Below are 25,169 nucleotides of genomic sequence, written 5' to 3'. Positions count from 1 at the left end.
GAACTCCCATCGTACGATTCATCCGTGAGCACTGTGTCGAAGCCTCCTCCCGCATCGCGGTGGTTCCACGAGTTCGGGCGGGCTCCGCGCATCCTCGGACTCGACGTCGCCCGAGGGCTGGCGATCCTCGGCATGGCCGGAGCGCACATCGGCGAGACCGAGGCGTTCGATCCCTTCGACCTGTCGACCTGGACCGACCTGGTGCACGGGCGATCGTCGATCCTGTTCGCCGTGCTCGCCGGCGTCTCGATCGCCCTGATGACCGGCCGCAGCGTGCTGCCCGATCCCGAGCGGATGCCGAGCCTCCGCCTGCAGCTGATCGGTCGCGGAGCGGTCATCTTCCTGATCGGTCTGGCGCTGGAGATGCTGAACACGCCGATCGCGGTGATCCTCACGCTCTACGGACTGCTCTACGTCGCCGTCATCCCGTTCCTCCGGTGGCAGCCGTGGAAGCTGCTGATCGCCGCCGGCATCCTGGCACTCGCGGCACCGGCGCTGCTCGCGTTGCTCGCCGCACTCACCCTGAACCCCACCGGCGCGGGCGTCAGCCTCGTCCTCTACGGCTCGTATCCGATCACCGCGTGGCTCGCGTTCGTCTTCGCCGGCATGGCGCTCGGGCGCCTGCGTGTCGAGAAGCTCGAGAGCGCGGCGATCACGCTGGGCGCGGGCGTCGGACTCATGGTCATCGGCTACGGACTGGGCCTCGTCGGAGGAGTCACCCGCCTCGGCTCCGGCTCGGCGATCTTCGGCGGCGAGCCCGCCGCGGGGTGGAGCACCTACTCCGACGCGCTGGCCGCAGCGGATCCGGCAGGGGCCGTCGTCCGAGCGATCTTCGCCGTCGAACCGCACTCCGGCGGAACGGCCGAGATCCTCGGCTCGGGCGGGTTCGCACTGTCGGTCATCGCGCTGTGCGTGCTGCTCAGCGGGCCGTTGCGTGCGGTGCTCCTTCCGCTCGCGGCGTTGGGGTCGATGCCCCTGTCGGCCTACAGCGTGCATGTCGTCTCGGTCGCGCTCGTGGCAGGACCCGGAGGCTTCTTCTCGAGCAACGCCTTCTGGTTGGCGACGGCCGTCGCGCTGCTTCTCGCGACCACGCTGTGGTCGATCCTGTTCGGGAGGGGCCCGCTCGAGAGGCTGGTCGGCTGGGTCGCCTCGAGGATGGCGGCGGTTCCTCCTGGTCGACCTGTCATCACAGGTCGTAGGGTGGATTCATGACGATTCCTGCACTCGAACTGAACGACGGCCATTCCATCCCGCAGCTCGGCTACGGGGTGTTCAAGGTTCCGGCCGACGAGACCGAGCGCGCCGTGAGCGAGGCGCTCGAGATCGGCTACCGCCACATCGACACGGCCGCCATCTACGGCAACGAAGAGGGCGTCGGGGCGGCGATCGCCTCTTCCGGCATCCCGCGCGACGAGCTGTTCATCACGACCAAGCTCTGGAACGACCGCCACCACGACGACGAGCCGCGTGCGGCGATCGGCGAGAGCCTCGAGAAGCTCGGGCTGGATGCCGTCGACCTCTACCTCGTGCACTGGCCCACTCCGGCGAAGGACGACTACGTGCACGCCTTCGCTCGGCTCATCGAGCTGCGCGAGGCAGGACTGACACGCAGCATCGGCGTCTCGAACTTCCTCGTTCCGCACCTCGAGCGCGTGGTGGCCGAGACCGGCGTGACGCCGGCGGTCAACCAGATCGAGCTGCACCCGGCCTACCAGCAGCGCGACGTCGTCGACTGGGCGACCGAGCACGGCATCCGCATCGAGTCGTGGGGCCCGCTCGGCCAGGGCAAGTACGACCTGTTCGGCACGCCGGCGGTGGCCGAGGCGGCGGCGGCGCACGGCGTCACCCCCGCGCAGGCGGTGCTGCGCTGGCACCTGCAGCGCGGATTCATCGTCTTCCCGAAGTCGGTGCGCGCCGAGCGCCTGCGCGAGAACCTCGACGTGTTCGGGTTCGAGCTCACCGACGCCGAGGTCGCGGCGATCGACGCCCTCGACCCGCTCGACGGCTCTGGTCGGGTCGGATCGCACCCCGACGACGTGAACTGACACGCTCCGTGTCGACAGATGACGCCCCGTGTCGCTTCCCGCGACACGGGGCGTCGTCGTGAGTAGCGTCGTCCGCATGACAGCTCCCTACCGCGTCGTCGCCGTCTCCGGATCTCTGCACGAGCCCAGCAAGACCACGGCGCTCATCCGTGCGATCGCCGGGGCGATCGCCGAGCGCGCCGAGGTCGAGATCGAGGTCATCGAGCTCACCGACATCGGCCCGTCGCTCGCAGGAGCGCTGCGTCGCGACCAGCTTCCGGCGCGCGTCGAGGAGAAGCTGGTGGCGATCGAGGCGGCAGACCTGCTGATCGTGGGCAGCCCCGTCTACCGCGCATCCTTCACCGGCCTCTTCAAGCACCTGTTCGACTTCGTGGGTCAGTACGAGCTCGTCGGCAAGCCGGTGCTGCTCGCGGCGACCGGCGGCGGCGAACGCCACGCGCTCATCATCGAGCACCAGCTGCGGCCGCTGTTCGCGTTCTTCCAGGCGCTGACGCTGCCCCTGGGTGTCTACGCCAGCGACACCGACTTCGACGGCTACGTGATCGCCTCCGACGTGCTCCACGCGCGCATCGCCCTCGCGGCCGAGCGTGCGCTGCCGCTCGTCGGCTATGCGGCATCCCGGCCGGCGGAGCTGCTCGTCTCCTGACCGTCTCGTCAGACGCCGATCGGCGTAGCGTGGACGTATGACGAACCGGCTCGCCGACACGCTCAGCCCGTACCTCCGCGCCCACGCCGACAATCCTGTCGACTGGTATCCCTGGGGCCCGGAGGCCTTCGCCGAGGCGCAGCGCCGCGATGTGCCGCTGCTGATCTCGATCGGGTATTCGACCTGCCACTGGTGTCATGTGATGGCCAGGGAGTCGTTCGCCGACCCCGACACGGCTGCGCTGATCAATCGCGACTTCGTCGCGGTGAAGGTCGACCGCGAGGAGCATCCCGACGTCGACGGCGCCTACATGGCGGCTGCCTCGGCGTTCACGCAGAGTCTCGGTTGGCCCCTCACCGTCTTCACGACGCCGCGGGGCCGCACGTTCTACGCCGGAACCTACTGGCCGCCCGAGGCGCGACAGCCGATGCCCGCGTTCCGTGACGTGCTCGCCGCGGTGCAGGAGGCGTGGACCCAGCGCCGTGCCCAGGCCGAGGAGTCTGCGGATGCCGTCACGGACGCCCTCGCCCGCGCAGGCGCCTCGACCCCCTCCGATCTTCCGGACGCCGATGCTCTCGCCGGCGCGGCGCGGACGATCGCGGCTCGGGAGGATCGCCGCTTCGGCGGTTACGGCGATGCGCCGAAGTTCCCGGTCGCGACGACCCTGAGGATGCTGCAGACACCGCTCGTGCGCAGAGAGGCCCCGGATGCCGCCGAGTCGGCCGACCGGGCGCTCGCCGCGATGGCCGCCTCCGATCTGCGCGATGCCGATGGGGGGTTCTTCCGCTACGCGACCCGACGCGACTGGAGCGTGCCGCACTACGAGCGGATGCTGACCGACAACGCGCAGCTGCTCGACGTGGCGCTCGACGCGGGTGACGACGCGACCGCACGCGGCATCGCCGACTTCCTCCTGGGCACGCTGCGCAGGGCGGGCGGCGGGTTCGGCGCGGCTCAGGACTCGGAGTCGTGGATCGACGGCGAACGCAGCGAGGGCGGCTACTACCTGCGACCGCCCTCCGAGAGGACCGGTCTCGAGCTCCCTGCCGTCGACGGCAAGGTCATCACGGGATGGAACGGTCTGGCCATCACCGGTCTCGCCCGCGCGGGAGCTTCTCTGGCGGAAGGGTCCTGGGTGCGGGCCGCGGCCGAGGCTGCCGAGTACGTGCTGCGAGTCAACAGGGATGCGACCGGGGCTCTCGTGCGGGCCTCGCTCGACGGGGTCGCCTCGGGTGCGGTCGCCACCGCGGCCGATGTCGCTCTCCTGGCCGACGGGCTGTTCGCGCTCGCCGCGGCCACGGGCGAGGCGGCGTGGGCGGTGGAGGCACGCACACTGCTCGACGCGGCGATCGAGGGCTTCGAGGGCGACCCGCTGCTCGCCGAGCACGGCATCGCCGCAGCGCCCGATCAGACCGACGGCGATCTGCCGTCGGATGCGGCGGCCGTGGCTGCGGCATCCCTCACCGCCTGGCGTCTCGGCGCGGGGGATCGGTATCGCGAGGCAGCCGCGGAACGCGTGCGCGAGCATGCCGCGCCCGCCATTGCACAGCCGTTCGCGCACGGCAGCCTGCTGCGCGTGGCAGCGGGTCTCGTCGATGCGCCGAGGCAGCTCGTCGTCGTCACCGAGACGCCCGAGGGCGCACTCGCCTCGGCAGCCCGCAGGGCCGACGCGGACGTCGTCGCGATCGTCACCCCGGAGCAGGCCCAGGCATTCGCGGATGCCGGCTTCGAGCTGTTCGACGGCAAGGGCGACGCGATGGAGCAGGCGTTCGACTGCCGCTCGTTCGTGTGCCGGCTCCCGGTGCGCGACCCCGCAGACCTCCCGCTCGCGCGGTGAGCTCAGGCTGCGATCCTGGACGGCGGGCGGAGCCGCGTAGGCTGAGCAGTCTGCTCATCGCACGCAGGAGGCACGCGCATGACCGAGGTTCCCACCACGACGACCACGACCAAAGGTCTGCACCCCGGGCTGACCCGTCGGCAGATCTCGATGATGGGACTCGGCGGGGCGATCGGCGCCGGACTGTTCGTCGGGTCGGGACAGGCGATCAGCATCGCCGGTCCTGCCGTGCTCATCTCGTACCTCGTCGCCGGCGGCATCGTCGTGCTGATCATGGCGATGCTCGCTGAGATGGTCGCCGCCCGCCCGAGCTCAGGAGCCTTCAGCTCATACGCGCAGAAGGCGATGGGCCGCAGCGCCGGCAGCGCGGTCGGCTGGCTCTACTGGATCCAGCTCGTCGTCGTGATCGCCGCCGAGGCCACCGGCGCCGCCGGGATCATCGCGGCCTGGATCCCCGGCATCCCGGCCTGGGTGTGGGTGCTCGTCTTCGTCGTCGCCCTGACCGCGGTCAACCTCTTCGGGGTGCGCAATTACGGCACGTTCGAGTTCTGGTTCGCGGCGATCAAGGTCGCGGCGATCATCGTGTTCCTCGTGGTCGGCGTGTGCGCGATCCTGGGCTTCATCCCCGGCGTGCCCGCGACCGGCATCGGCAATCTCGTCGACAACGGCGGCTTCGCCCCGAACGGCCTCACGGGCATCGCGGCGGCGCTCCTCATCGTGGTCTTCGCCTTCGGCGGCACCGAGGTCGTCGCGATCGCGGCGGCGGAGTCCGACGACCCCGCACGCAACATCCGCCGGATCGTGCGCGAGGTCCTCGTGCGCATCCTGATCTTCTACGTCGGCTCGATCTTCGTGATCGTGTCGGTGCTCCCGTGGAACGATCCCGCCGTCAAGGACGGTCCCTTCTCCGCAGTGCTCGACACTCTGCAGCTGCCGGGCGTCGGCCTCGTGATGGACCTCATCGTCGTGATCGCGCTGCTGTCGGCGATGAACGCGAACATCTACGGCGCGTCGCGGATGGCGTACTCGCTCGGTGAGCGCGGGCTCGCACCTCTCGCGGCGACGCGCACGACGTCGACGGGCGTGCCGGTCGTGGCCGTGCTCGCCTCCGTCGCGTTCGGCTTCATCACGGTCGGGCTGAACTGGGCGTTCCCCGATGTGGTGCTGCCGGCGCTGCTCAACGTGGTCGGATCGACGCTGCTCATCATCTGGACGGCGACGGCGGTCTCGCAGATCATCCTCCGCCGCCGTGCCGATCGTGAGGGTGCGGCGATGCCGATGCGCATGTGGGGCTTCCCCTGGCTGTCCTGGCTCTGCCTGGCGCTGCTCGCCGGAGTGATCGCGCTCACCATGATCGACGAGGCTGCGCGTGTGCAGCTGCTTCTCACGATCGGCCTCACTGCGGTGCTGCTGGTCGTCGCCCGCCTGACACGCGGTGTCTCTCGCCCGGGGGTGGCCGGCGAGCGCGACGGAGTGGTCGAGGGCTGACCGCGCGCACGTGCTGCCGCTGGTCGGGTCAGATCCAGCCGGGCAGCCAGTTGTGCAGGAGCCAGAACTGGTAGGGCACGCTCATGCCGGTCCACACCGGGTAGAAGAATGCGGAGACCAGCACCACGACGGCGAGGAAGACGATCACGGTGCGCTCGCCCGACTGCCGGCGGTGCAGCGGATCCTCCCGGCGTCCCGCGATCTGACGGAGAACGACCGCGAGTGCGAGCACGAGGAACGGCGCCATCGCGACCGTGTAGAACTGGAAGATCGTCCGCTCAGGGAACAGCAGCCAGGGCACGTACGTCGCTGCGAGCCCGACCAGGGGGAACGTGAGGGCTGGACCGACGGGGCGACGTTCGGCCCACCCGCGCACGAGGCGGTAGAGCAGGTAGAGAGCCGCGGCGACACCGGCGTACCAGATCAGCGGGTTGGGGATCGTCGAGATCACCGCGATGCAGTGATCGACGCCGCAGGGCCCGGGGTCGCTGCCCACCCAGACGGCTGTGGGGCGCAGCAGCAGAGGCCACTCCCACGCGGGGCTCGCGTACGGGTGGCCCTTGCTGAGACCGACGTGGAAGTTCAGGATCGCCTCGTGGTAGTTCCACAGCGCGATCAGCGGATTCGGATCGCTCTGCCGCGCATAGCCCCCGGCGGTGACGAGCCACCCCGTCCAGCTGGCGAGGTAGGTGGCGAGCGCCGGCAGCACGAGCAGCACGAAGGAGACCGGTCCCTGACGGAAGGCGGCTGCGGTGGGCCAGAGCACGACGCCCGCGCGGCGTCGTGCCAGGGCATCCGTCACCACGACGTACAGGCCGAAGGCCGCGAGCGCATAGAGCCCCGACCACTTCACGGCGCAGGCGGCGCCGAGCGCGACACCTGCGGCGATCAGCCACGGACGCCGCCAGAGCACAGGACCCCACATCGGCGCGGGGGAGTCGGAGTCGGTATCGGGGTCTGCGCGTTCCAGCACGGGGATCACCCGGTCGCGGTCGATCAGGATGAAGAGCGCGCCGAGCATGAGGAAGAACGTCAGAGGGCCGTCGAGCAGGGCCGTGCGACTCATCACGATGCTGAGGCCGTCGATCGCCAGCAGGGTGCCGGCGACCGTCGCCACCACGATCGAGCCGGTCAGGCGGCGGGCGACCAGATAGACGAGCAGCACGGTGGCGGCGCCCAGCAGTGCCGTCGCGATGCGCCAGCCCACCGTGTTGTCGGGTCCTCCGATGGCCATCCCCAGGGCGATCAGCCATTTGCCCAGGGGCGGATGCACGACGAACGACCCGGCATCCGACAGCGGCAGCTGCGGCAGTGTGATGAACGCCTCGTTCGCATCCTTGCCCCAGGTGCCTTCGTATCCGAGAGTCCACAGCGACCAGGCGTCCTTGACGTAGTAGGTCTCGTCGAAGGCGAGCTGGTGCGGATGGCCGAGGTTGACCAGGCGCAGCACGGCGGCCAGGGCCGTCACCACGAGCGGCGCGAACCAGCGCACCATGCGCCCCCAGTCGGGGTCCTGCAGCACGCGGTCGCGCAGTCGCTCGTAGCGCGTCAGTCGCTGCTCGGGCGGAGGCAGCAGAGGCAGGGGCGCGGTCACCGCACCAGCCTAGACACTCCGCCGATGGGCGCCGCCTAAGCTGGGCGGGTGATCATCCTCGCCGCAACACCGATCGGAAACCTCGGGGATGTCTCGCGTCGCCTCGTCGAGGTGCTGGAGAACGCCGAGGTCGTCGTCGCGGAGGACACGCGCACCACGCAGCGGCTCATGCAGGCTCTGCAGATCTCGAACCGCCCCCGGCTGATCGCACTGCATGATCACAACGAGAAGCAGAGAGCGGCGGAGCTCGCCGCACTCGCGGTCGAGACGGATGTCGTCGTCGTGAGCGACGCGGGGATGCCGGCCATCAGCGACCCCGGGTACGGGCTCGTCGCCGAGGCGGTCGCTCAGGGAGTGACGGTGACGGCGATCCCGGGGCCGAGCGCAGTGCTGATGGCGCTCTCCATCTCGGGACTGCCGACCGACCGCTTCACGTTCGAGGGGTTCCTGCCGCGCAAGCCCGGGGATCGGCGCTCGACGCTGCGGGCGCTCGCCGCAGAGCCACGCACCATGGTCTTCTTCGAATCTCCCGCCCGCCTGGCGTCGTCGCTCGCCGATATGGGCGCAGCCTTCGGCGACGACCGCCGCATCGCCGTCTGCCGCGAGCTGACCAAGTTCTACGAAGAGGTGCGCCGCGGCACCTCCGCCGAGCTCGTCGAGTGGGCCACGGCGGGCGTCAAGGGCGAGATCGTCGTGGTGGTCGAGGGCGCCGCGCCTCGTGAGGCGTCGGCGGAAGACGCTCTCGCGCAGGTGCAGCGACTCGTGGCATCCGGCGTGCGTCTCAAGGAGGCCTGCGCCGAGGTCGCCGCGGCGACGGGCCTGTCGTCGCGCGACCTGTATCAGGCAGCGCTCGCCGCGCGCAGCTGATGGAAGGCGCCTCGGACGCGGGCGTCGCCGCTGCCTACGACGCGCGGGCCGCGGAGTACGTGGAGCTCGCCGGTGCGATCGAGCAGATGGATGCCCGGGATGCTGCGGTCATCGAGGCCTGGCGTGACACGGCCCCCGGCCTGCTGCTGGATGCCGGCTGCGGGCCCGGGCACTGGACCCAGCTCCTGAGTCTCGGCGAACGCGTGGCGCAGGGGATCGACCTGTCGGAGGAGTTCATCGCGACGGCGAGGAAACGGCATCCGGGCATCTCCTTCGACGTCGGCTCGTTCCGCGACCTGCCGTTCGCGGCGGGGTCGGTCGGAGGCATCCTCGCCTGGTACTCACTGATCCACACCTCGCCTGCTGACATCCCCGGGATCCTCGAAGAGTTCGCCCGCGTGCTGGCTCCCGGAGGCCGATCCTGATCGGCTTCTTCGACGGCGAGCCGCGTAAGCCGTTCGCGCATGCCGTCGCGCCGGCGTACTTCTGGTCTGCCGACGCGCTCGCCGGTCTTCTCGCCGACGCGGGCTTCGAGGTCGTGACGAGTGACACCCGGGGCCGCGAACCCGGCGAGATCAGCGCCCGCCCTCACGGCTCACTCGAAGCACGCAGGCGGTGACTCGCTCGCCGGGTAGCCTGGTGCACACGCAAGCGGAGGAGGACCGAGCGTGAGCAAGAGGGCGACCGTCTACGACGTCGCAGACCGCGCCGGAGTGTCGATCGCGACGGTCTCCCGCGTGCTGCGGCAGCCGGATGCCGTGCGCCCCGCCACGCGGGAGCGCGTGCTCGACTCCGTCTCGGCGCTCGGCTACGTGCCCAGCGGCAGCGCGCGCGGTCTGGCCGAGCGCCGCACCGGCGTGCTCGGGCTGTACTTCCCCGGTTTCGATGCCTCGGAGGACGCGCCCGTCCTCGACGTGCTGGCCGATGACCAGGGCGAGGCGCCGCCGTTCACGGTCGAGCAGGCGTCCGCCGACGCGGGCGCACCGCATCCGACCATGCTGTTCCTCGACGAGGTGCTGCGCGGAGCGGAGCTCGAAGCCTGGAAGCAGGGTTTCGTGCTCATGATCGGCGTCGGCCGCGACGATCCGACGCGCGAGACCGTGCGGGACATCGCCGGACGCGTCGACGGGCTGATGGTGCTGGCGCAGAGCGTGCCCGACGACGTGCTCGCCCGGCTCGCTCAGCGGATCCCCGTGGTGGTGCTCTCGGGGCCGGCGCGCGGCGACAGCTACGACCACGTGACCGTCAGCAACGCCGAGGCGATGTCGGAGCTGACCAGACTGGTGCTCGCGCAGGCCGATCAGGGGACGCTCGCTTTTCTCGCCGGCCCCGAGGACTCGCCCGACGGCGCCCAGCGCTGGGAGGGTTTCGCCGCGGCGGTCGCCGAGGCGGGCATCGCGACGGATGCCGTGACGGTGCTGCGCGGCGACTTCACCCGCGCATCCGGGCGGCGGGCGGCTGAGCAGCTGATCGCCGACGGCGTCCCCGCCGCACTCATCGCCGCGAACGACCAGATGGCCCTCGGGGCGATCGACGCGTTCCGATCGGCCGGCATCCGCGTGCCCCACGATGTCCGGGTCACGGGCTTCGACGGCATCGAGGCGGCGGCGCTGTCGCGTCCCGCCCTCACCACCGTCCGCCAGCCGATGATCGATCTCGGGCGGGCCGCCGTGCAGCTGCTCTCGCGACGTCTCGAGAACCCGGACGGCGAGCCGATGACGGTGCGCCTGCCCGTGCAGATCCTCGTCCGCGAGAGCTCCCAGCGCCCCGACTGATACGGGGTGTGACACCGCTCCCACGCCGGTCGTCGCAGGGGAGTGGGGGCTCTCGGAGTCATGCGAGGGGGTTGCAGCGGTCAAATGTATGCGCTTACAATTGCTGATGCGGCTTCGGCCGCGGGGTGCCCCGACCCGTGGGACCCCCTTCATGACACAGACGACATGAGGTGGCAGTGTGGCGAAGACGCACATGCTCCGGCGCTGGCGGAGAGCCGCGATCGTGGGACTGGCGGCAGCGGCCGTCGTGCTCAGCGGTTGCAGCATCCAGATCAGTTCGCAGCCCGATCCATCGATCGGCGACGACACGATGCTCATCAACGCGGACAAGGGGAACCCGTTCTTCACGCGGAACTTCAACCCGTACCTCACCAACACGCGCACCGCGTCGCGGTGGATCTATGAGCCCCTGATCCTGGTGAATCCGCTCGACGGAACCGAGAACCCGTGGCTCGCGAGCGAATGGTCGCAGCCCGATGCCCGGACGGTCGTGATGACGATCCGCGATGACGTCGAGTGGAGCGACGGCGAGAAGCTGACACCCGACGACGTGGCGTTCACGTTCCAGCTGCTGAAGGACAACCCCTCCCTCGACATCAAGGGCGCCTGGCAGCACCTCGAGACCGTCGAGGTCGACGGCGACGACGTCATCATGCACCTGCAGACGGATGACGCGCCCTCGCTGCCGATCCTCGGCCAGACCATGATCGTGCCGGAGCACCTCTGGTCGGACGTGAAGGACCCGGGCACGTACCGCAATGAGAACCCGGTCGGCACCGGCCCGTTCGTGCTGGGCAACTACAACGACCAGCAGTACTCGATGGACAAGAACCCCGACTACTGGCAGGCCGACAAGATCGAGATCGAGCACATCATCCTGCCGTCGACCAACTCGCAGCTCGACACCGTCACCCGCGGCTACGACTGGGCGTACTCGTTCATCTCCGACGTCGAGGGCACGTGGGGTGCGGCCAGTGAGAACAACGACTGGTGGTTCCCGCCGGGAGGCGTGATCGCGCTGATGCCCAACCTCGAGGTCGCGCCGTTCGACGACGTGAACGTGCGCCGCGGCATCGCCCTCTCGCTAGACCGCGAGGAGATCGCCGAGACCGCCTCCGAGGGCTACATGGAGCCCGCAGGGCAGACCGGCCTCGTGCTCCCGAACCAGGAGGAGTTCCTCGACCCCGGCATCCCCGATCAGGGCATGATCACGCAGGACAGGGATGCCGCACTCGCGGCCTTCGCCGAGGCGGGGTACACCCTCGACGGCGACCGGCTGGTGAGTGCAGACGGCGAGCAGCTCGAGTTCGCGCTCACGACGGCCAACGGATTCTCCGACTGGACCCGCGCGGCGCAGACCGTGCAGAGTCAGCTCGCCGACGTCGGCGTCAAGGTGACGCTCAAGCTCCCGCAGCCGGCCGGATACCAGAGCGCCATCAGCAACGGCGACTTCGAGATGGCCATCGGCGGCATGGGCAACGGCGACGTCTACCAGGCATACAACAACCTGCTCTCGAGCGAGTTCTACGTGCCGTCCGGCGAGACGACCGCGAACAACTTCGAGCGGTATCGGTCGGATGAGGCCGACGCGCTGCTCGCCGAGTATCGCGAGACGGTCGACCCCGCCCGCCAGACCGAGATCGTGCAGGAGCTGCAGGCCATCGTCTACGAGGAGATGCCGGTCATCGGCCTCTACTACGGCGGCATCTGGGGCCTGTTCAACGACTCCAAGTTCACCGGCTGGCCCTCAGAGGATGACCCGTACATGATCCCGCAGAACTACGACTCGGCACCGCTGGGCATCTTCACCCGGCTCGAGCGCGTGAAGGAGGACGACCGATGAAGTACGTCTTCCAGAAGATCGGGCTGTTCGTCCTCACGCTGTGGGCGGCCATCACCCTGAACTTCTTCCTTCCGCGGCTGATGCCCGGCTCGCCTGCCGACGCCGCCATCGCCAAGCTCTCGCAGAACGGCCCGGTGTCCGATGCGACGCGCGCCGCGATCGAGGCGCAGCTCGGTGTGCCGACCGGCTCGATCTGGGATCAGTACGTCGCCTACCTCGGTCAGGTCGCACGACTCGACTTCGGTGTCTCGTACACGTTCTACCCTCAGACCGTGTCGAGCATGGTCTCGACCGCGCTGCCGTACACGATCGGCCTCGTCGGCATCGTCACGATCCTCGCGTTCGTGATCGGCACCCTGATCGGCACCGCCGCCGCCTGGCGCCGCGGCACGTGGCTGGACTCGCTGCCGACGCTGACCGGCTCCTTCCTCAGCACCTTCCCCTACTTCTGGACAGCGCTGCTGCTGCTGTTCTTCTTCGGGTACGTGCTGCACTGGTTCCCGACCACCGGCGCGTATTCGGCGACGACCACGCCGGGCTTCACCTGGGACTTCTTCGTCGATCTCGTGCAGCATGCGGTCCTCCCGGCGGTCACGATCCTGTTGACCTCTCTCGGCGGATGGATCATCGGCATGCGCAACGCGATGATCAACACCCTGGGTGACGACTACGTGACGTTCGCCGAGGCGAACGGCCTGCACGGTCGCACCATCGCCCTCCGCTATGCCGCACGAAACGCGATCCTGCCGAACCTCACCGGCTTCGGGCTCACGCTCGGCGGCGTGGTCGGCGGATCGATCCTCGTGGAGCAGGTGTTCGGCTATCCCGGCATCGGATACCTCCTCTTCAACGCCGTGATCGGGCAGGACTACCCGCTCATGCAGGCGCTCTTCCTGATGATCACCGTCAGCGTGCTCGTCGCCAACTTCCTCGTCGACATCCTGTACGGCGTGCTGGATCCAAGGACCCGCCGATGACCTCCACCATGAATGTCAAGGTTCCCTCCGACCGGATCGCGGCTCCCAGCCCGTGGCGCTCGTTCGCCCGGATGGTGGGCACCCTCTGGTCCAACGGCAAGGCCCGTCTGGGCCTCATCATCCTCGGTCTGTTCGTGCTGGTGGCGGTGTTCGCTCCGCTGCTCGCCCCGTACGGACCGAAGGAGAACACCTTCGAGCGCAACGCCGACGCGTCGGCCGCGCACTGGCTCGGCACCACCGCCGCCGGCGAAGACGTCCTGAGTCAGCTGATCTACGGCTCGCAGATCAGCCTCCTGGTCGGCATGGCCGCCGGCATCCTCTCGACGATCGTCGCAGTGCTGATCGGGCTCAGTTGGGGCTACATGCGCGGATTCCTGGGCGAGGTGGTCGGCTTCATCGTCAACCTCTTCCTGGTGATCCCCGGTCTGCCGCTGATGATCGTGATCGCCGCGTACCTGCAGAACGGCGGCATCCTGATGATCATCGCGGTGATCGTCGTCACCGGCTGGGCCTGGGGTGCGCGCGTGCTGCGCAGCCAGACGCAGTCGCTGCGAGGCAACGACTTCGTCACCTCGGCGCAGTTCTCGGGTGACAGCAGGGCGCGCATCGTGTTCCGCGAGATCCTGCCGAACATGACCTCGATCATCGCGGGCACGCTCTTCGGAGCGGCGACCGCGGCGATCCTCGCAGAGGCGGGCCTCGAGTTCCTCGGGCTCGGCGACTCGAGCATCGTCAGCTGGGGCACCATGCTCTACTGGGCGCAGAACTCCAACTCGCTGCTCACCGGGCAGTGGCTGCTGCTGTTCGCCCCTGGTCTCTGCATCGCCCTGCTCGCCCTGAGCCTGACACTGATCAACTTCGGCGTGGATGGGATCTCCAATCCGCGCCTGCGAGAGGGGAAGGGCCGATGAGCGCCATGGAAGCGAACATCCCCACGGATGACGTGCTGCTCGATGTCCAGGGCCTGTCGGTCGAGTACGCCTCGCCCGGCACCACGCCGGTCACCGCCGTCGAGGACGTCTCGTTCACGCTGCGTCGCGGCGAGTTCGTCGGTCTCGTCGGCGAGTCCGGCTCGGGCAAGTCGACGCTCGGCTTCGCGCTGACACGGCTCCAGAAGCCGCCGGCTCGCATCAGCGGCGGGCGCATCCTGTTCGACGGGCGCGACATCCGCGAGCTCGACGCCGAGGAGCTGCGCCGTCAGCGCCAGGGCGGGTTCGCGATGGTGCTGCAGTCGGGCATGAACGCGCTGAACCCGGTGCGCACGATCGGCAACCACTTCCGCGACATCTTCGCCGCGCACGGACACGTGGCCCGCGACGATCGGGATGCGAGGGCGCGCGAGCTGATCGGCAAGGTCGGTCTCGACCCCGCAGTGCTGGCCAGATACCCGAGCGAGCTCTCGGGCGGCATGCGGCAGCGCACCTCGATCGCGCTGGCACTGTCGCTCGAGCCGCAGCTGATGGTGTTCGATGAGCCGACCACGGCGCTCGACGTGCTCGTGCAGCACGCCGTCATGGACACCATCAAGGATCTCCAGCGCACCGAGCACTTCACCGCGATCCTCATCAGCCACGACCTGGGCATCGTGCTCGAGGCGACCGATCGGGTGATGGTCATGCATGAGGGTCGGATCGTCGAAGACGCGCCGAGCCTCGACATCCTGCAGCGTCCTCAGGACGAGTACACGCGGATGCTGCTGAGCCACTACGCCGATCCTCGGGCCGAGTCGATCTCGATCCCCGGGTTCGTCGACCTCGGCACGCGCCGTCGCGAGGGGCGCTCACGCACCGACCTGACCGAGACCCTGCCCACCGTGTCGCAGCGCGACACGCGCCGGGCGGACGCCGCGATCGTGGTCGAGGGCGTGTCGAAGCGGTATCCGGCTCCGCGTCGGGGCGAGCAGCCCGTCACCGCGGTCGACGATGTGTCGTTCCGACTCGAACCCGGCGAGGCCCTGGCACTCGTTGGCGCCTCCGGTTCGGGCAAGTCGACGATCGCGAAGCTGATCACCGGTGTCGAGAAGCCGACCGAGGGCACGGTGCGCTTCGGCGATGTCGACGTCGCGGCCCTGCGCCGTGCGGGCCTGCGCGACCTGCGCAAGGACGTGCAGATGGTGTTCCAGGATCCGTATGCCGCGCTCAACCCGCTGCACACGGTGGAGTACGCGCTGAGCCGACCGATCCGCAACTACACGCCGTTGCGCGGTGACGAGGCGAGAGCCCGCGTGCTCGAGCTCCTCGAGACCGTGGGCCTGACACCTGTCGAGCAGTTCGCGGCCAAGCTGCCGCATCAGCTCTCAGGCGGTCAGCGTCAGCGCGTGGTCATCGCCCGGGCGCTCGCGAGCGATCCGCAGGTGCTGATCGCCGACGAGCCGGTGTCGATGCTCGACGTGTCGCTGCGTGCCGGAGTGCTCGCGCTGCTCGAAGACCTGCGCGAGAGGTGGGGCATCAGCATGCTCTACATCACGCACGACCTGCTCAGCGCGCGGCTCGTCACCGAGAACATCCTCGTGCTCAACGGCGGTCGCGTCGTCGAGCGCGGTGAGACCTCTCAGGTCCTCCAGCATCCGGAGGACCCGTACACGGTGCAGCTGCTCGACGCCGTGCCCAACCCATCCCGAATCTCGAAATAGAGAGGAGCACTCGTGCTCACATTCCCTGACGGCTTTCTCTGGGGCGCTGCGACCGCAGCCCATCAGGTGGAGGGGAACAACACGACCAGCAACTGGTGGGCCATGGAGCATGCTCCGGGCTCGACGATGGTGGAGCCCTCGGGCGATGCCGCCGACCACTTCCACCGGTACCCGGAGGACATGCGGCTGCTGGCGGATGCCGGTCTGAACTCGTACCGCTTCTCGATGGAGTGGGCGCGCATCGAGCCCGAGCGCGGCTTCGTGTCGCGGGCGATGCTGGATCACTACCGCCGCATGATCGACACGGCCCGGGAGAATGGTCTGGACCCGACGGTGACGCTGATGCACTTCACGGTGCCGCAGTGGTTCCAGAAGGACGGCTTCTGGCGTGCGGACGACGCGGTCGACCTGTTCTCCCGCTACGTCGAGACCGTGCTGCCGATCCTCGAGGGCGTGACCTACGTCTGCACGATCAACGAGCCGAACATCGCGGCGATGCTCGCCGGGGGAGAGGACGCCTCGAACCTCGTCGCCTTCGGACTGCCGAACCCCGACCTCGCCGTCGCGGACACGCTGCTCGACGCGCACCACCGGGCCTCCGAGATCCTGCATTCCGTCTCGGGCGTGCAGGCCGGATGGACGATCGCGACGCAGGCCTTCCACTCGACCGGTGAGCCGGGGGCGGACGAGATGCTGGCCGAGTACGGCGACCCCCGCGACCACTGGTACCTCGATCAGTCGGCCGGTGACGACTTCGTCGGCGTGCAGGCCTACACCCGCACCTTCATCGGCCCCGAGGGTCCGCGTCCGGTCGCCGACGACGTCGAGACCACGCTCACCGGCTGGGAGTTCTTCCCCGAGGCACTCGAGATGGGCGTGCGCAGCGCGTGGGAGCGCAGCGGCGGCGTGCCGGTGCTCGTCACGGAGAACGGCATCGCGACCGGCGACGACACGCGGCGCATCGCCTATACCCAGGGCGCTCTCGAGGGACTCCACCGTGCCATCTCCGACGGCATCGAGGTCAAGGCCTACCAGCACTGGAGCGCACTCGACAACTACGAGTGGGCGAGCGGATTCCGCCCGACCTTCGGCCTGATCGGCTTCGATCACGAGACGTTCGAGCGTTCGCCGAAGCCCTCGCTCGCCTGGCTCGGAGAGGTCGCACGTCGCAACGGGCTCTGAGCCGCACGACCCCGGGGCCCAGCCCCGGGGTTACGCTCTGATCATGACCCACGCAGTCCGCGCGAAGCGCGGAGACAGGCTTCGATCGGCGGCCGCCGGCTTGAGCGCGGCCGTCGTCGCGGTCGGCCTGGCAGAGCTGGTCGCAGCGATCGTCGAGCCGAGCGCGAGCCCCTTCGCCGTGATCGGCAGCGGTCTCATCGATCTCGCCCCCAGCTGGGCGAAGGATGCGGCGATCGCACTGTTCGGCACCGGCGACAAGGTGGCGCTGATCACCGGGATAGCGGGGGTCCTCGTCGGGGTCGCCGCGCTCGCCGGCATCCTGGAATTCCGCCGCGCGGGCGTGGGATCCGCGATCCTCGCCGCTCTCGGCGTGCTGGCGCTGGTGGCCGCGATGATCCGTCCGGGCGCGGGCCCCTTCGCCTGGCTCCCCGGTCTCGTCGCCGGCGCGACCGCGGTCGTCGCGCTGCGGCTGCTCATGCGCAAGGTGCATCCGATCCCCTATCTCCGCGCCGAGCATGAGGAACGCCGCCAGTTCCTGCTGTGGACCGCCGGCGTCGCCGCGACCGGCGTCGTGGCGCTCGTCATCGGCAGCGCAGCCCGCGGCGCGACGAGGTCGATCGAGGCGATCCGCTCGACGTTGCGGCTGCCGAAGGCTGCCGCCCCCGCGCCGATGGTGCCGGCCGGTGCAGAGCTCGACATCCCCGGCCTGGCTCCTGTCGTGACCTCCAACGCCGAGTTCTACCGCATCGACACCGCACTGATCGTGCCGCGCATCGACCCGGCCGACTGGTCGCTGCGCATCCACGGGATGGTCGATCGCGAGATCGTGATCACGTGGGACGAGCTGGTCGCGCTGCCGATGCAGGAGTCGCACGTCACCCTCGCCTGCGTGTCGAACCAGGTCGGCGGGGACCTGATCGGCAACGCCCTCTGGCTCGGGCATCCGGTGCGCGATCTGCTCGCGAGAGCGGGAGTCGATCCCGACGCCGACATGGTGCTGTCGACCTCATCCGACGGGTTCACGGCCTCGACGCCGATCGAGGCGCTCACCGACGAGCGCGATGCCCTGCTCGCGGTCGGCATGAACGGCGATGCGCTGCCTCTCGAACACGGCTTCCCGGTGCGCATGGTGGTGCCGGGCCTCTACGGCTATGTGTCGGCGACCAAATGGGTGACGGACCTCGAGGTCACCCGGTTCGACCGCACGACCGCCTACTGGACCGACCGCGGATGGTCGGAGCGCGGACCGGTGAAGCTGCAGTCGCGCATCGACGTGCCCCGGCGGGGGACCAGGATCGAGGCCGGCGACGCCGTCATCGCGGGCATGGCGTGGCAGCAGCACGTGGGCGTCGAGGGTGTGGAGGTGCGGATCGACGACGGTGAGTGGCGTCGCGCCGAGCTCGGCGCCGCGATCTCCGACGACACCTGGGTGCAGTGGCGTCTCGACTGGGCGGCCGAGAGTGGAGCGCACACGATCGAGTGTCGCGCGATCAGCGCCGACGGGGAGACGCAGACCTCGGATCCGGCCGATGTCGTGCCCGACGGCGCCCAGGGGTGGCACCGCATCGAGGTGTCTGTCGCCTGAGCGTAACGACCCCCTGCATCCCACCTAGAATTGTCCCCATGCCCGCAGGCGAATCGTTCTACATCACCACGCCCATCTACTACCCCTCCGATGTGCCCCACATCGGTCATGGGTACACCTCGGTGGCGGTCGACGCGCTCGCGCGCTGGCACCGGCAGGGCGGCGATGACACCTGGATGCTGACGGGCACCGACGAGCACGGCCAGAAGATGCTCCGTGCCGCGGCCGCGAACAACGTCACTCCGCAGGAGTGGGTCGACAAGCTCGTCACCGAGGCGTGGTTCCCCCTGCTCGAGACGCTCGACGTCGCGAACGACGACTTCATCCGCACGACGCAGGAGCGCCACGAGACCAACGTGCAGACGTTCTTCCAGCGTCTCTACGACCGTGGCTACATCTATGCGGGCGAGTACGAGGCGCTGTACTGCGTGGGCTGTGAGGAGTTCAAGCCCGAGTCCGAGATCGTCGACGGCACCGGTCCGTTCGAGGGCCTCAAGGTCTGCGCCATCCACTCGAAGCCGCTCGAGCTGCTGCAGGAGAAGAACTACTTCTTCAAGCTGAGCGAGTTCCAGGACCGTCTGCTCGAGCTCTACAAGACCCAGCCCGACTTCGTGCGCCCCGATTCGGCGCGCAACGAGGTCGTCTCCTTCGTCAGTCAGGGTCTCAAGGACCTCTCGATCTCGCGCTCGACGTTCGACTGGGGCATCCCGCTGCCGTGGGACGAGTCGCACGTCATCTACGTCTGGGTCGATGCGCTGCTCAACTACGCCACCGCCGTCGGCTACGGCTCCGATCAGGAGACCTTCGACCGCCGCTGGCCCGCCTATCACGTGGTCGGAAAAGACATCCTGCGCTTCCACGCGGTGATCTGGCCGGCTCTGCTGATGGCCGCAGGGCTCGATGTGCCCAAGGGCGTGTTCGCGCACGGCTGGCTGCTCGTCGGCGGCGAGAAGATGTCGAAGTCGAAGCTCACCGGCATCGCGCCGACCGAGATCACCGACGTCTTCGGATCCGACGCCTACCGCTACTACTTCCTCTCGGCGATCGCGTTCGGCCAGGACGGCTCGTTCTCGTGGGAGGACCTCTCGGCCCGCTACCAGGCGGAGCTCGCCAACGGCTTCGGCAACCTCGCCTCGCGCACCACGGCGATGATCGAGAAGTACTTCGAGGGCATCGTGCCGCCGCCCGCCGACTACACCGAGAAGGATCTCGAGATCCAGAGGATCGTCGCGGATGCCGCCTCGAATGCAGATGCCGCGATCGAGCAGTTCCGCATCGACGAGGCCATCTCGTCGATCTGGACGATCGTCGACGCTCTCAACGGCTACATCACGGAGAACGAGCCGTGGGCATTGGCACGCGACGAGGCTCAGCGCGGCCGTCTCGGCACCGTTCTCTACACGTGCGCCGAGGGACTTCGCGCGCTCGCCGTGCTGCTCTCGCCCGTGATGCCGCAGTCGACGGAGAAGCTCTGGGTCGCCCTCGGCGCCGCAGAGAGCCTCGGACGTCTGCAGGACCAGCCGATCCGCGAGGCCGGAGCCTGGGGCGTGCTGCGTCCCGGCACCAGCGTCAACGGTCTCACCCCGCTGTTCCCGCGCGTGGAGTCCACCGCCTGAGCATGACGTACGTGCAGCAGCGAGACGGCGACGGACGCAAGGATCTCCGGTACCCCGCGGCTCCGGAGCCCCTTGCCGTGCCCGTCTACGACAATCACGCGCATCTCGAGATCCTCGACGGCGATGAGCCGCTCTCGTTGACCGAGCAGCTCGATCGTGCGGCGGCCGTGGGCATCGCCGGGGTGGTGCAGGCATCGGGTGACATCGATTCGTCTCGGTGGGCGGTCGAGGCCGCCGAGTCGGACCCGCGCGTGCTCGCGGCTGTCGCGATCCACCCGAATGATGCGCCCGCCTACGCCGAGGAGGGTCGTCTCGATGAGGCCATCGCGGTGATCGACGAGCTCGCGGCGCACCCGCGAACGCGGGCGATCGGCGAGACGGGTCTCGACTTCTTCCGCACCGAGCCCGAGCGCCGAGCGCCGCAGTTCGAGTCGTTCGAGGCGCACATCGCGCTGGCGAAGAAGCACGGCATCGCGATGCAGATCCACGACCGTGACGCGCATGACGCGGTGCTCGAGACGCTGAGTCGCGTCGGGGCGCCCGAGCGGACGGTCTTCCACTGCTTCTCCGGCGACGATGCGATGGCAAGGATCTGCGCGGATGCGGGTTACCACCTGTCCTTCGCCGGCAACGTCACGTTCAAGAACGCGCAGAACCTGCGCGACGCGCTGAATGTGACGCCCCTGGACCGCATCCTCGTCGAGACCGATGCGCCGTTCCTCACCCCGACGCCGCTGCGCGGTCGACCGAACGCCCCCTATCTCGTGCCGATCACGGTGCGGTTCATGGCGGCGGAGCTCGGCATCGAGGTCGACGAGCTGTCGACCCGGCTCGCCGCGAACACCCTGCGGGTCTACGGCTCGTTCACCGACTGATCCGCCGGTGCGGCACTGACGATCTGCGAGATCGGCTTCCAGACCAGGACAAGGGTCAGCGCGGCGCCCACGAAGGCGAACCACCACGGAGCCGTGAGACCCCAGACCTGGGCGATCACCCCGCCGAGGGCCTGGCCGATGACCATTCCGCCGAACACGCCGACCATGTTGACCGAGGCCACGCGGCCCTGCAGCTCGGCGGGGACCAGACGCTGACGGACGGTCGTCGAGATCGTGCCCCACACGAACGCGTAGGCGCCGAACACGAACATGATCACGAGCGCCACCCAGCCCGCGGTGGTGAGTGCGAACGCGAGGTGCATCAGCACCTCGAGCGAGAGGACGACGCGCATCAGCGTCGCGAACGACACGTGGCGTTCGAGCCAGCCGAAGCAGAGGGTGGCGAGGATTCCTCCGGCCGCCGAGGCGGTCGTCAGGGCGCCGTAGCCGACCGCGCCCATGTTCAGATACTCCGTGGCATAGAGCACGAGCACGCCCCACGGGGCCGCCCAGGTGACGTTGAAGACGAGGATGATCAGCACCAGCATCCGCACCGGCGGGTTCTGCCACAGCCAGCGGAGTCCCTCGCCGATGTCGGTGTGCACGTGCGACTTCACGCCGTCTCCCGTTGACCGGGGCGGCACGGGGGTGCGGGCCATGCGCGAGATCAGCACGACCGCGAGGAGGACGCAGAGGATCTCGAGCAGGAACGGCCACGCCGCGCCGGCGGCGAAGAGGAACGCGCCGAGCGGCGGCCCGGCGAACTGGTTCGCGACCAGATACCCGGCCTGCAGCCGCGCGTTGCCGATGCCGAGGTCGGCCGGCTTCACGAGCATCGGCAGCAGCGTGCTGCCGGCGGTGTCGACGAAGACCTCCGCCGTGCCGTAGAGGAAGGCCACGGCGAGCACGATCCAGATGTTCGCGGTTCCGGTGAGCAGGAACGCGCAGAGCCCCGCGAGCACCACGGCCCGTGCCGCGTTGGCGAACATCACGAGGCGCCGACGGTCGAACCGGTCGGCGATGGCTCCGGCGTGCAGCCCGAACAGCAGCCACGGGAGGAACTGCAGGATCGCCCCGGCCGCGACGAGGATGGGCGACGACGTCATCGACGCGATGAGCAGGGGAGCGGCCGCGAGGGCGACGCCGTCTCCGACGTTGCTCGTCCACGATGACGCGAGCAGCCAGCGGAAATCCCTGCCCATGCGCCGTGGTGCGATCAGTTCACCGAGGGAGGGCATCACAGCAGACTACTGGGCGGCTCGGACACCGGCGGGGGTGGGGGACAATGGAGCAATGACAGTCACCCTGCTCGGCGCCACCGAGATCCGCCGCCTCGCCGCTGAGCTCGACGTCACCCCGACCAAGAAGCTCGGACAGAACTTCGTCGTCGACGCGAACACCGTGCGCAAGATCGTGCACGCCGCCCGCGTCCAGCCGGGGGAGCGGGTCGTCGAGGTGGGCCCGGGGCTCGGCTCCCTCACCCTTGCGATCCTCGAGGCCGGCGCATCCGTCACCGCTGTCGAGATCGATCACCGGCTCGCCGCCCGGCTCGCCCAGACCGCCGAGGAGCATGGCGTTCCCGCCGACATGCTCACGGTCGTCGACGCCGACGCGCTGCGCATCACGGAGCTGCCGGGCGAGCCGACCGTGCTGGTCGCGAACCTGCCCTACAACGTCTCGGTCCCCGTGCTGCTGCACTTCCTCGAGAACTTCTCCTACCTGAAGCGCGGTGTCGTGATGGTGCAGGCCGAGGTCGCCGAGCGCATCGCGGCCAAGCCGGGCTCCAAGATCTACGGCACCCCGAGTGTCAAGGCCGCCTGGTACGGCGAGTGGAAGCTGTCGGGCACCGTGTCCCGTCAGGTCTTCTGGCCGGTGCCCAACGTCGACAGCCTCCTCGTCGGCTTCGACCGGTCGGAGGGCGAGCGCGGCACAGAGGACGAACGCCGACTCACCTTCAAGATCGTGGATGCCGCCTTCAACCAGCGCCGCAAGATGCTGCGACAGGCGCTGTCCGAGCTCTTCGGCAGCTCCGCCGCGGCATCCGAGATCCTGATCGCGGCCGGAGTCGCGCCGACCGCTCGTGGCGAGGACCTCACGGTCGAGGACTACCATCGTGTCGCTCAGCATGTCGCGCAGATCGAAGACGCCGCCGTCACCGGCTAATCTGGCACGGTGACCGAGTCCCCCCGCTTCCGTCCGAACGTCCCTGAGCTCCACCGGCCGTACGCCGCCGATGAGAGCCGCTACCAGCAGTTCGAGTACCGCCAGGTCGGCACCTCGGGGCTGTTCCTGCCGCCCATCTCGCTGGGCCTGTGGTGGAACTTCGGCGACAACATCCCACTCGACAACCAGCGCGCGCTGCTGCGTCACGCCTTCGACCGCGGCATCACGCACTTCGATCTCGCGAACAACTACGGCCCGCCCTACGGCTCGGCCGAGAAGAACTTCGGTCGCATCTTCGCCGAGGACTTCCGCCCCTACCGCGACGAGCTGATCATCTCGTCGAAGGCGGGCTGGGACATGTGGCCGGGTCCGTACGGCGACTTCGGCAGCCGCAAGTACATCCTCGCGAGCGCCGAGCAGTCGCTGACCCGCATGGGCCTCGACCACGTCGACATCTTCTACTCGCACCGCGCCGATCCCGTGACGCCGGTCGCCGAGACCATCGGGGCGCTCGACACGCTCGTGCGCCAGGGCAAGGCTCTCTACGTCGGCATCTCGTCGTACAGCGCCGAGCGCACGGCCGAGGCCGTCGCCGTCGCCACCGACCTCGGTACCCCGCTCGTCATCCACCAGCCCGCCTACTCGATCCTCAACCGCTGGGTCGAAGACGGCCTCACCGACACCCTCGAGCAGTCCGGCGTCGGCGCGATCGCGTTCACACCTCTCGCGCAGGGGCTCCTCACCGACAAGTACCTCGGCGACGGCACGGCCGCCCGTGCGCAGAAGCGCGGTTCGCTGCCGGATGCGCCGCTGTCGGATGCCGCCGTTCAGACCCTCCGCTCGCTCAACGCCATCGCCGAGCAGCGCGGGCAGTCCCTGGCGCAGATGGCGATCCAATGGACGCTGCGCAACCCGGTCGTCGCCTCCGCGCTGGTCGGGGCATCGCGTCCCGAGCAGCTCGACGAGAACATCGCCGCCGTCAACGGTCCGGCATTCACCGACGACGAGCTCGGCCGCATCGACGAGGCGGCCGGTGCCATCGACGTCGACCTGTGGGCGACGTCGACGGAGCTGTGACGGGAACACCGACATGAGCTTCGCCGCCCCCGTCGACTCCGTGCACGTGCGCGCGCCCGGCAAGATCAACGTCTATCTCGGTGTGGGCGGCCGCCACGACGACGGGTATCACGCGCTGGCCACGGTGTTCCAGGCGGTCTCGCTCTATGAGGACGTGATCGCCCGGCACGCCGACGACTTCTCGATCACCGTCTCGGGCGTCGACGACCCCGACACCGTGCCGCTGGACGATCGCAACCTCGCGATGCGCGCCGCCAAGCTGCTCGCGACCGCCGCCGAGTACGACGGCGGGGTGGCGCTGGAGATCCGCAAGAGCGTGCCTGTCGCCGGAGGCATGGGCGGCGGGTCGGCGGATGCCGCGGCCGCTCTCGTCGCGTGCGACGCACTGTGGGGCACCGGGTTCTCGACCGCCCGCCTGCATGAGCTGGCCGCCCGCCTCGGCGCGGACGTCCCGTTCGCGTTGCACGGCGGCACCGCCGTCGGAACCGGCCGAGGAGATCAGCTGAATCCCGCGCTGGCGAGGGGGCGGTTCGACTGGGTGCTCGTCCCGAGCGATGACGGGCTGTCCACGCCCGTCGTGTATGCGCGACTCGATGCGCTGCGAGACGCTGAGGGCTCGCTCGCCGACGATCCGCCGCTGTCGCTCGAGGTGCCGGCTCCCGTGCTGCAGGCGCTGCGTTCCGGCGATCCCGAGCTGCTGTCCGAGAGCATCTACAACGACCTGCAGGAGGCCGCCCTGTACGAGCGGCCCGAGCTGGAGACCACGATCCTGCGCGGCATCCACGCCGGCGCTCTGCAGGGCATCGTGTCGGGTTCGGGACCCACCGTCGCTCTCCTCTGCGCGAGCCCCGAGGGTGCGCAGGAGGTCCAGTCGCTGCTGCGTGAGCACGGACTCGAGTCGCTGCACGTGCACGGGCCGGTGCCCGGCGCGCGCATCCTCGCCTGACCCGGCCCGCCCGCATCCTCG

General features: G+C 69.3%; 21 protein-coding genes. 19 read left to right on the top strand and 2 right to left on the bottom strand.

What is annotated here, in order from left to right; genetic code table 11:
- The first annotated feature begins 24 nt into the window (after positions 1 to 24).
- The 5 genes from BEP68_RS15600 (at position 25) to BEP68_RS15580 (ending at position 6,016) form a co-directional block, all read left to right on the top strand.
- Complete coding sequence (locus BEP68_RS15600) at positions 25 to 1,212, top strand: heparan-alpha-glucosaminide N-acetyltransferase domain-containing protein (RefSeq protein WP_315985321.1); 1,188 nt, start codon at positions 25 to 27, stop codon at positions 1,210 to 1,212.
- Entirely contained in the window at positions 1,209 to 2,045 is an 837-nt protein-coding gene (locus BEP68_RS15595; RefSeq protein ID WP_187250521.1) for an aldo/keto reductase, read from the top strand. Before BEP68_RS15600 ends, BEP68_RS15595 begins: the two co-directional genes overlap by 4 nt.
- Before the next feature lie 76 nt (positions 2,046 to 2,121).
- Positions 2,122 to 2,691 carry an FMN reductase gene (gene msuE, locus BEP68_RS15590; protein ID WP_053099190.1) on the top strand — a complete coding sequence of 190 codons (570 nt, stop codon included), beginning with the start codon at positions 2,122 to 2,124 and terminating at the stop codon, positions 2,689 to 2,691.
- 37 nt (positions 2,692 to 2,728) lie between these two features.
- Positions 2,729 to 4,528: a thioredoxin domain-containing protein gene (locus BEP68_RS15585; protein ID WP_187250520.1), complete on the top strand. Its 1,800-nt coding sequence runs from the start codon at positions 2,729 to 2,731 to the stop codon at positions 4,526 to 4,528.
- Between the two features lie 78 nt (positions 4,529 to 4,606).
- Positions 4,607 to 6,016 carry an amino acid permease gene (locus BEP68_RS15580; RefSeq protein ID WP_053097123.1) on the top strand — a complete coding sequence of 470 codons (1,410 nt, stop codon included), beginning with the start codon at positions 4,607 to 4,609 and terminating at the stop codon, positions 6,014 to 6,016.
- A gap of 28 nt (positions 6,017 to 6,044) precedes the next feature.
- Here BEP68_RS15580 and BEP68_RS15575 read toward each other — a convergent pair whose 3' ends face one another.
- Positions 6,045 to 7,610: a dolichyl-phosphate-mannose--protein mannosyltransferase gene (locus BEP68_RS15575; protein WP_187250519.1), complete on the bottom strand. Its 1,566-nt coding sequence runs from the start codon at positions 7,608 to 7,610 to the stop codon at positions 6,045 to 6,047.
- Between the two features lie 48 nt (positions 7,611 to 7,658).
- On the opposite strand from BEP68_RS15575, the gene rsmI reads away from it, so the two are divergent.
- The 11 genes from rsmI to BEP68_RS15520 all read left to right on the top strand — a co-directional run bounded on the left by rsmI (position 7,659) and on the right by BEP68_RS15520 (position 20,962).
- Entirely contained in the window at positions 7,659 to 8,477 is an 819-nt protein-coding gene (gene rsmI / locus BEP68_RS15570; protein ID WP_056279993.1) for a 16S rRNA (cytidine(1402)-2'-O)-methyltransferase, read from the top strand.
- Positions 8,477 to 8,902, top strand: coding sequence for a class I SAM-dependent methyltransferase (locus BEP68_RS15565; protein ID WP_261987885.1), 426 nt, complete (start codon positions 8,477 to 8,479; stop codon positions 8,900 to 8,902). The genes rsmI and BEP68_RS15565 overlap by 1 nt, the downstream gene beginning before the upstream one ends.
- 243 nt (positions 8,903 to 9,145) lie before the next feature.
- Positions 9,146 to 10,252 carry a LacI family DNA-binding transcriptional regulator gene (locus tag BEP68_RS15560; RefSeq protein ID WP_072591560.1) on the top strand — a complete coding sequence of 369 codons (1,107 nt, stop codon included), beginning with the start codon at positions 9,146 to 9,148 and terminating at the stop codon, positions 10,250 to 10,252.
- Positions 10,253 to 10,430: 178 nt separating this feature from the next.
- Positions 10,431 to 12,095, top strand: coding sequence for an ABC transporter substrate-binding protein (locus tag BEP68_RS15555; RefSeq protein WP_232224459.1), 1,665 nt, complete (start codon positions 10,431 to 10,433; stop codon positions 12,093 to 12,095).
- The gene (locus tag BEP68_RS15550; protein WP_187250518.1) at positions 12,092 to 13,072 is read left to right on the top strand and encodes an ABC transporter permease; all 981 of its coding nucleotides are present in this window, start codon (positions 12,092 to 12,094) and stop codon (positions 13,070 to 13,072) included. Before BEP68_RS15555 ends, BEP68_RS15550 begins: the two co-directional genes overlap by 4 nt.
- On the top strand, positions 13,069 to 13,983 hold the full coding sequence (locus BEP68_RS15545; RefSeq protein ID WP_053097105.1) for an ABC transporter permease: 915 nt from the start codon (positions 13,069 to 13,071) through the stop codon (positions 13,981 to 13,983). Before BEP68_RS15550 ends, BEP68_RS15545 begins: the two co-directional genes overlap by 4 nt.
- Positions 13,980 to 15,704 (top strand): ABC transporter ATP-binding protein, encoded by a 1,725-nt coding sequence (locus BEP68_RS15540; protein WP_083569357.1) that lies wholly within the window; start codon positions 13,980 to 13,982, stop codon positions 15,702 to 15,704. Before BEP68_RS15545 ends, BEP68_RS15540 begins: the two co-directional genes overlap by 4 nt.
- 12 nt (positions 15,705 to 15,716) lie before the next feature.
- Positions 15,717 to 16,886 carry a glycoside hydrolase family 1 protein gene (locus BEP68_RS15535; RefSeq protein WP_053097102.1) on the top strand — a complete coding sequence of 390 codons (1,170 nt, stop codon included), beginning with the start codon at positions 15,717 to 15,719 and terminating at the stop codon, positions 16,884 to 16,886.
- 43 nt (positions 16,887 to 16,929) lie between these two features.
- The gene (locus BEP68_RS15530; RefSeq protein WP_187250517.1) at positions 16,930 to 18,471 is read left to right on the top strand and encodes a molybdopterin-dependent oxidoreductase; all 1,542 of its coding nucleotides are present in this window, start codon (positions 16,930 to 16,932) and stop codon (positions 18,469 to 18,471) included.
- A gap of 38 nt (positions 18,472 to 18,509) precedes the next feature.
- The gene (gene metG, locus BEP68_RS15525; protein WP_187250516.1) at positions 18,510 to 20,087 is read left to right on the top strand and encodes a methionine--tRNA ligase; all 1,578 of its coding nucleotides are present in this window, start codon (positions 18,510 to 18,512) and stop codon (positions 20,085 to 20,087) included.
- Between the two features lie 2 nt (positions 20,088 to 20,089).
- A complete protein-coding gene (locus BEP68_RS15520; protein WP_187250515.1) occupies positions 20,090 to 20,962 on the top strand; it encodes a TatD family hydrolase in 873 nt (290 codons plus the stop codon).
- Here BEP68_RS15520 and BEP68_RS15515 read toward each other — a convergent pair.
- Positions 20,941 to 22,200, bottom strand: coding sequence for an MFS transporter (locus BEP68_RS15515; protein ID WP_187250514.1), 1,260 nt, complete (start codon positions 22,198 to 22,200; stop codon positions 20,941 to 20,943). The genes BEP68_RS15520 and BEP68_RS15515 overlap by 22 nt on opposite strands.
- Before the next feature lie 55 nt (positions 22,201 to 22,255).
- Between BEP68_RS15515 and rsmA the strand changes: the two genes are divergently transcribed.
- Genes rsmA through BEP68_RS15500 form a run of 3 tightly spaced genes read left to right on the top strand, consistent with a single transcriptional unit; the run spans position 22,256 to position 25,148 of the window.
- Positions 22,256 to 23,125 (top strand): 16S rRNA (adenine(1518)-N(6)/adenine(1519)-N(6))-dimethyltransferase RsmA, encoded by an 870-nt coding sequence (rsmA, locus tag BEP68_RS15510; protein WP_187250513.1) that lies wholly within the window; start codon positions 22,256 to 22,258, stop codon positions 23,123 to 23,125.
- A 9-nt stretch (positions 23,126 to 23,134) separates the two neighbouring features.
- Positions 23,135 to 24,202, top strand: a complete 1,068-nt coding sequence (gene mgrA / locus BEP68_RS15505; protein ID WP_072591554.1) for an L-glyceraldehyde 3-phosphate reductase — start codon at positions 23,135 to 23,137, stop codon at positions 24,200 to 24,202.
- Positions 24,203 to 24,215: 13 nt separating this feature from the next.
- Positions 24,216 to 25,148 carry a 4-(cytidine 5'-diphospho)-2-C-methyl-D-erythritol kinase gene (locus BEP68_RS15500; protein WP_053097087.1) on the top strand — a complete coding sequence of 311 codons (933 nt, stop codon included), beginning with the start codon at positions 24,216 to 24,218 and terminating at the stop codon, positions 25,146 to 25,148.
- Positions 25,149 to 25,169 lie beyond the last annotated feature (21 nt).

This window comes from Microbacterium sp. 4-7, from assembly GCF_014332665.1.
Taxonomy (GTDB): Bacteria; Actinomycetota; Actinomycetes; order Actinomycetales; family Microbacteriaceae; genus Microbacterium.
The sequence above is the reverse complement of the archived record's forward strand: the minus strand, read 5'-3'. Positions and strand labels throughout refer to the sequence as shown.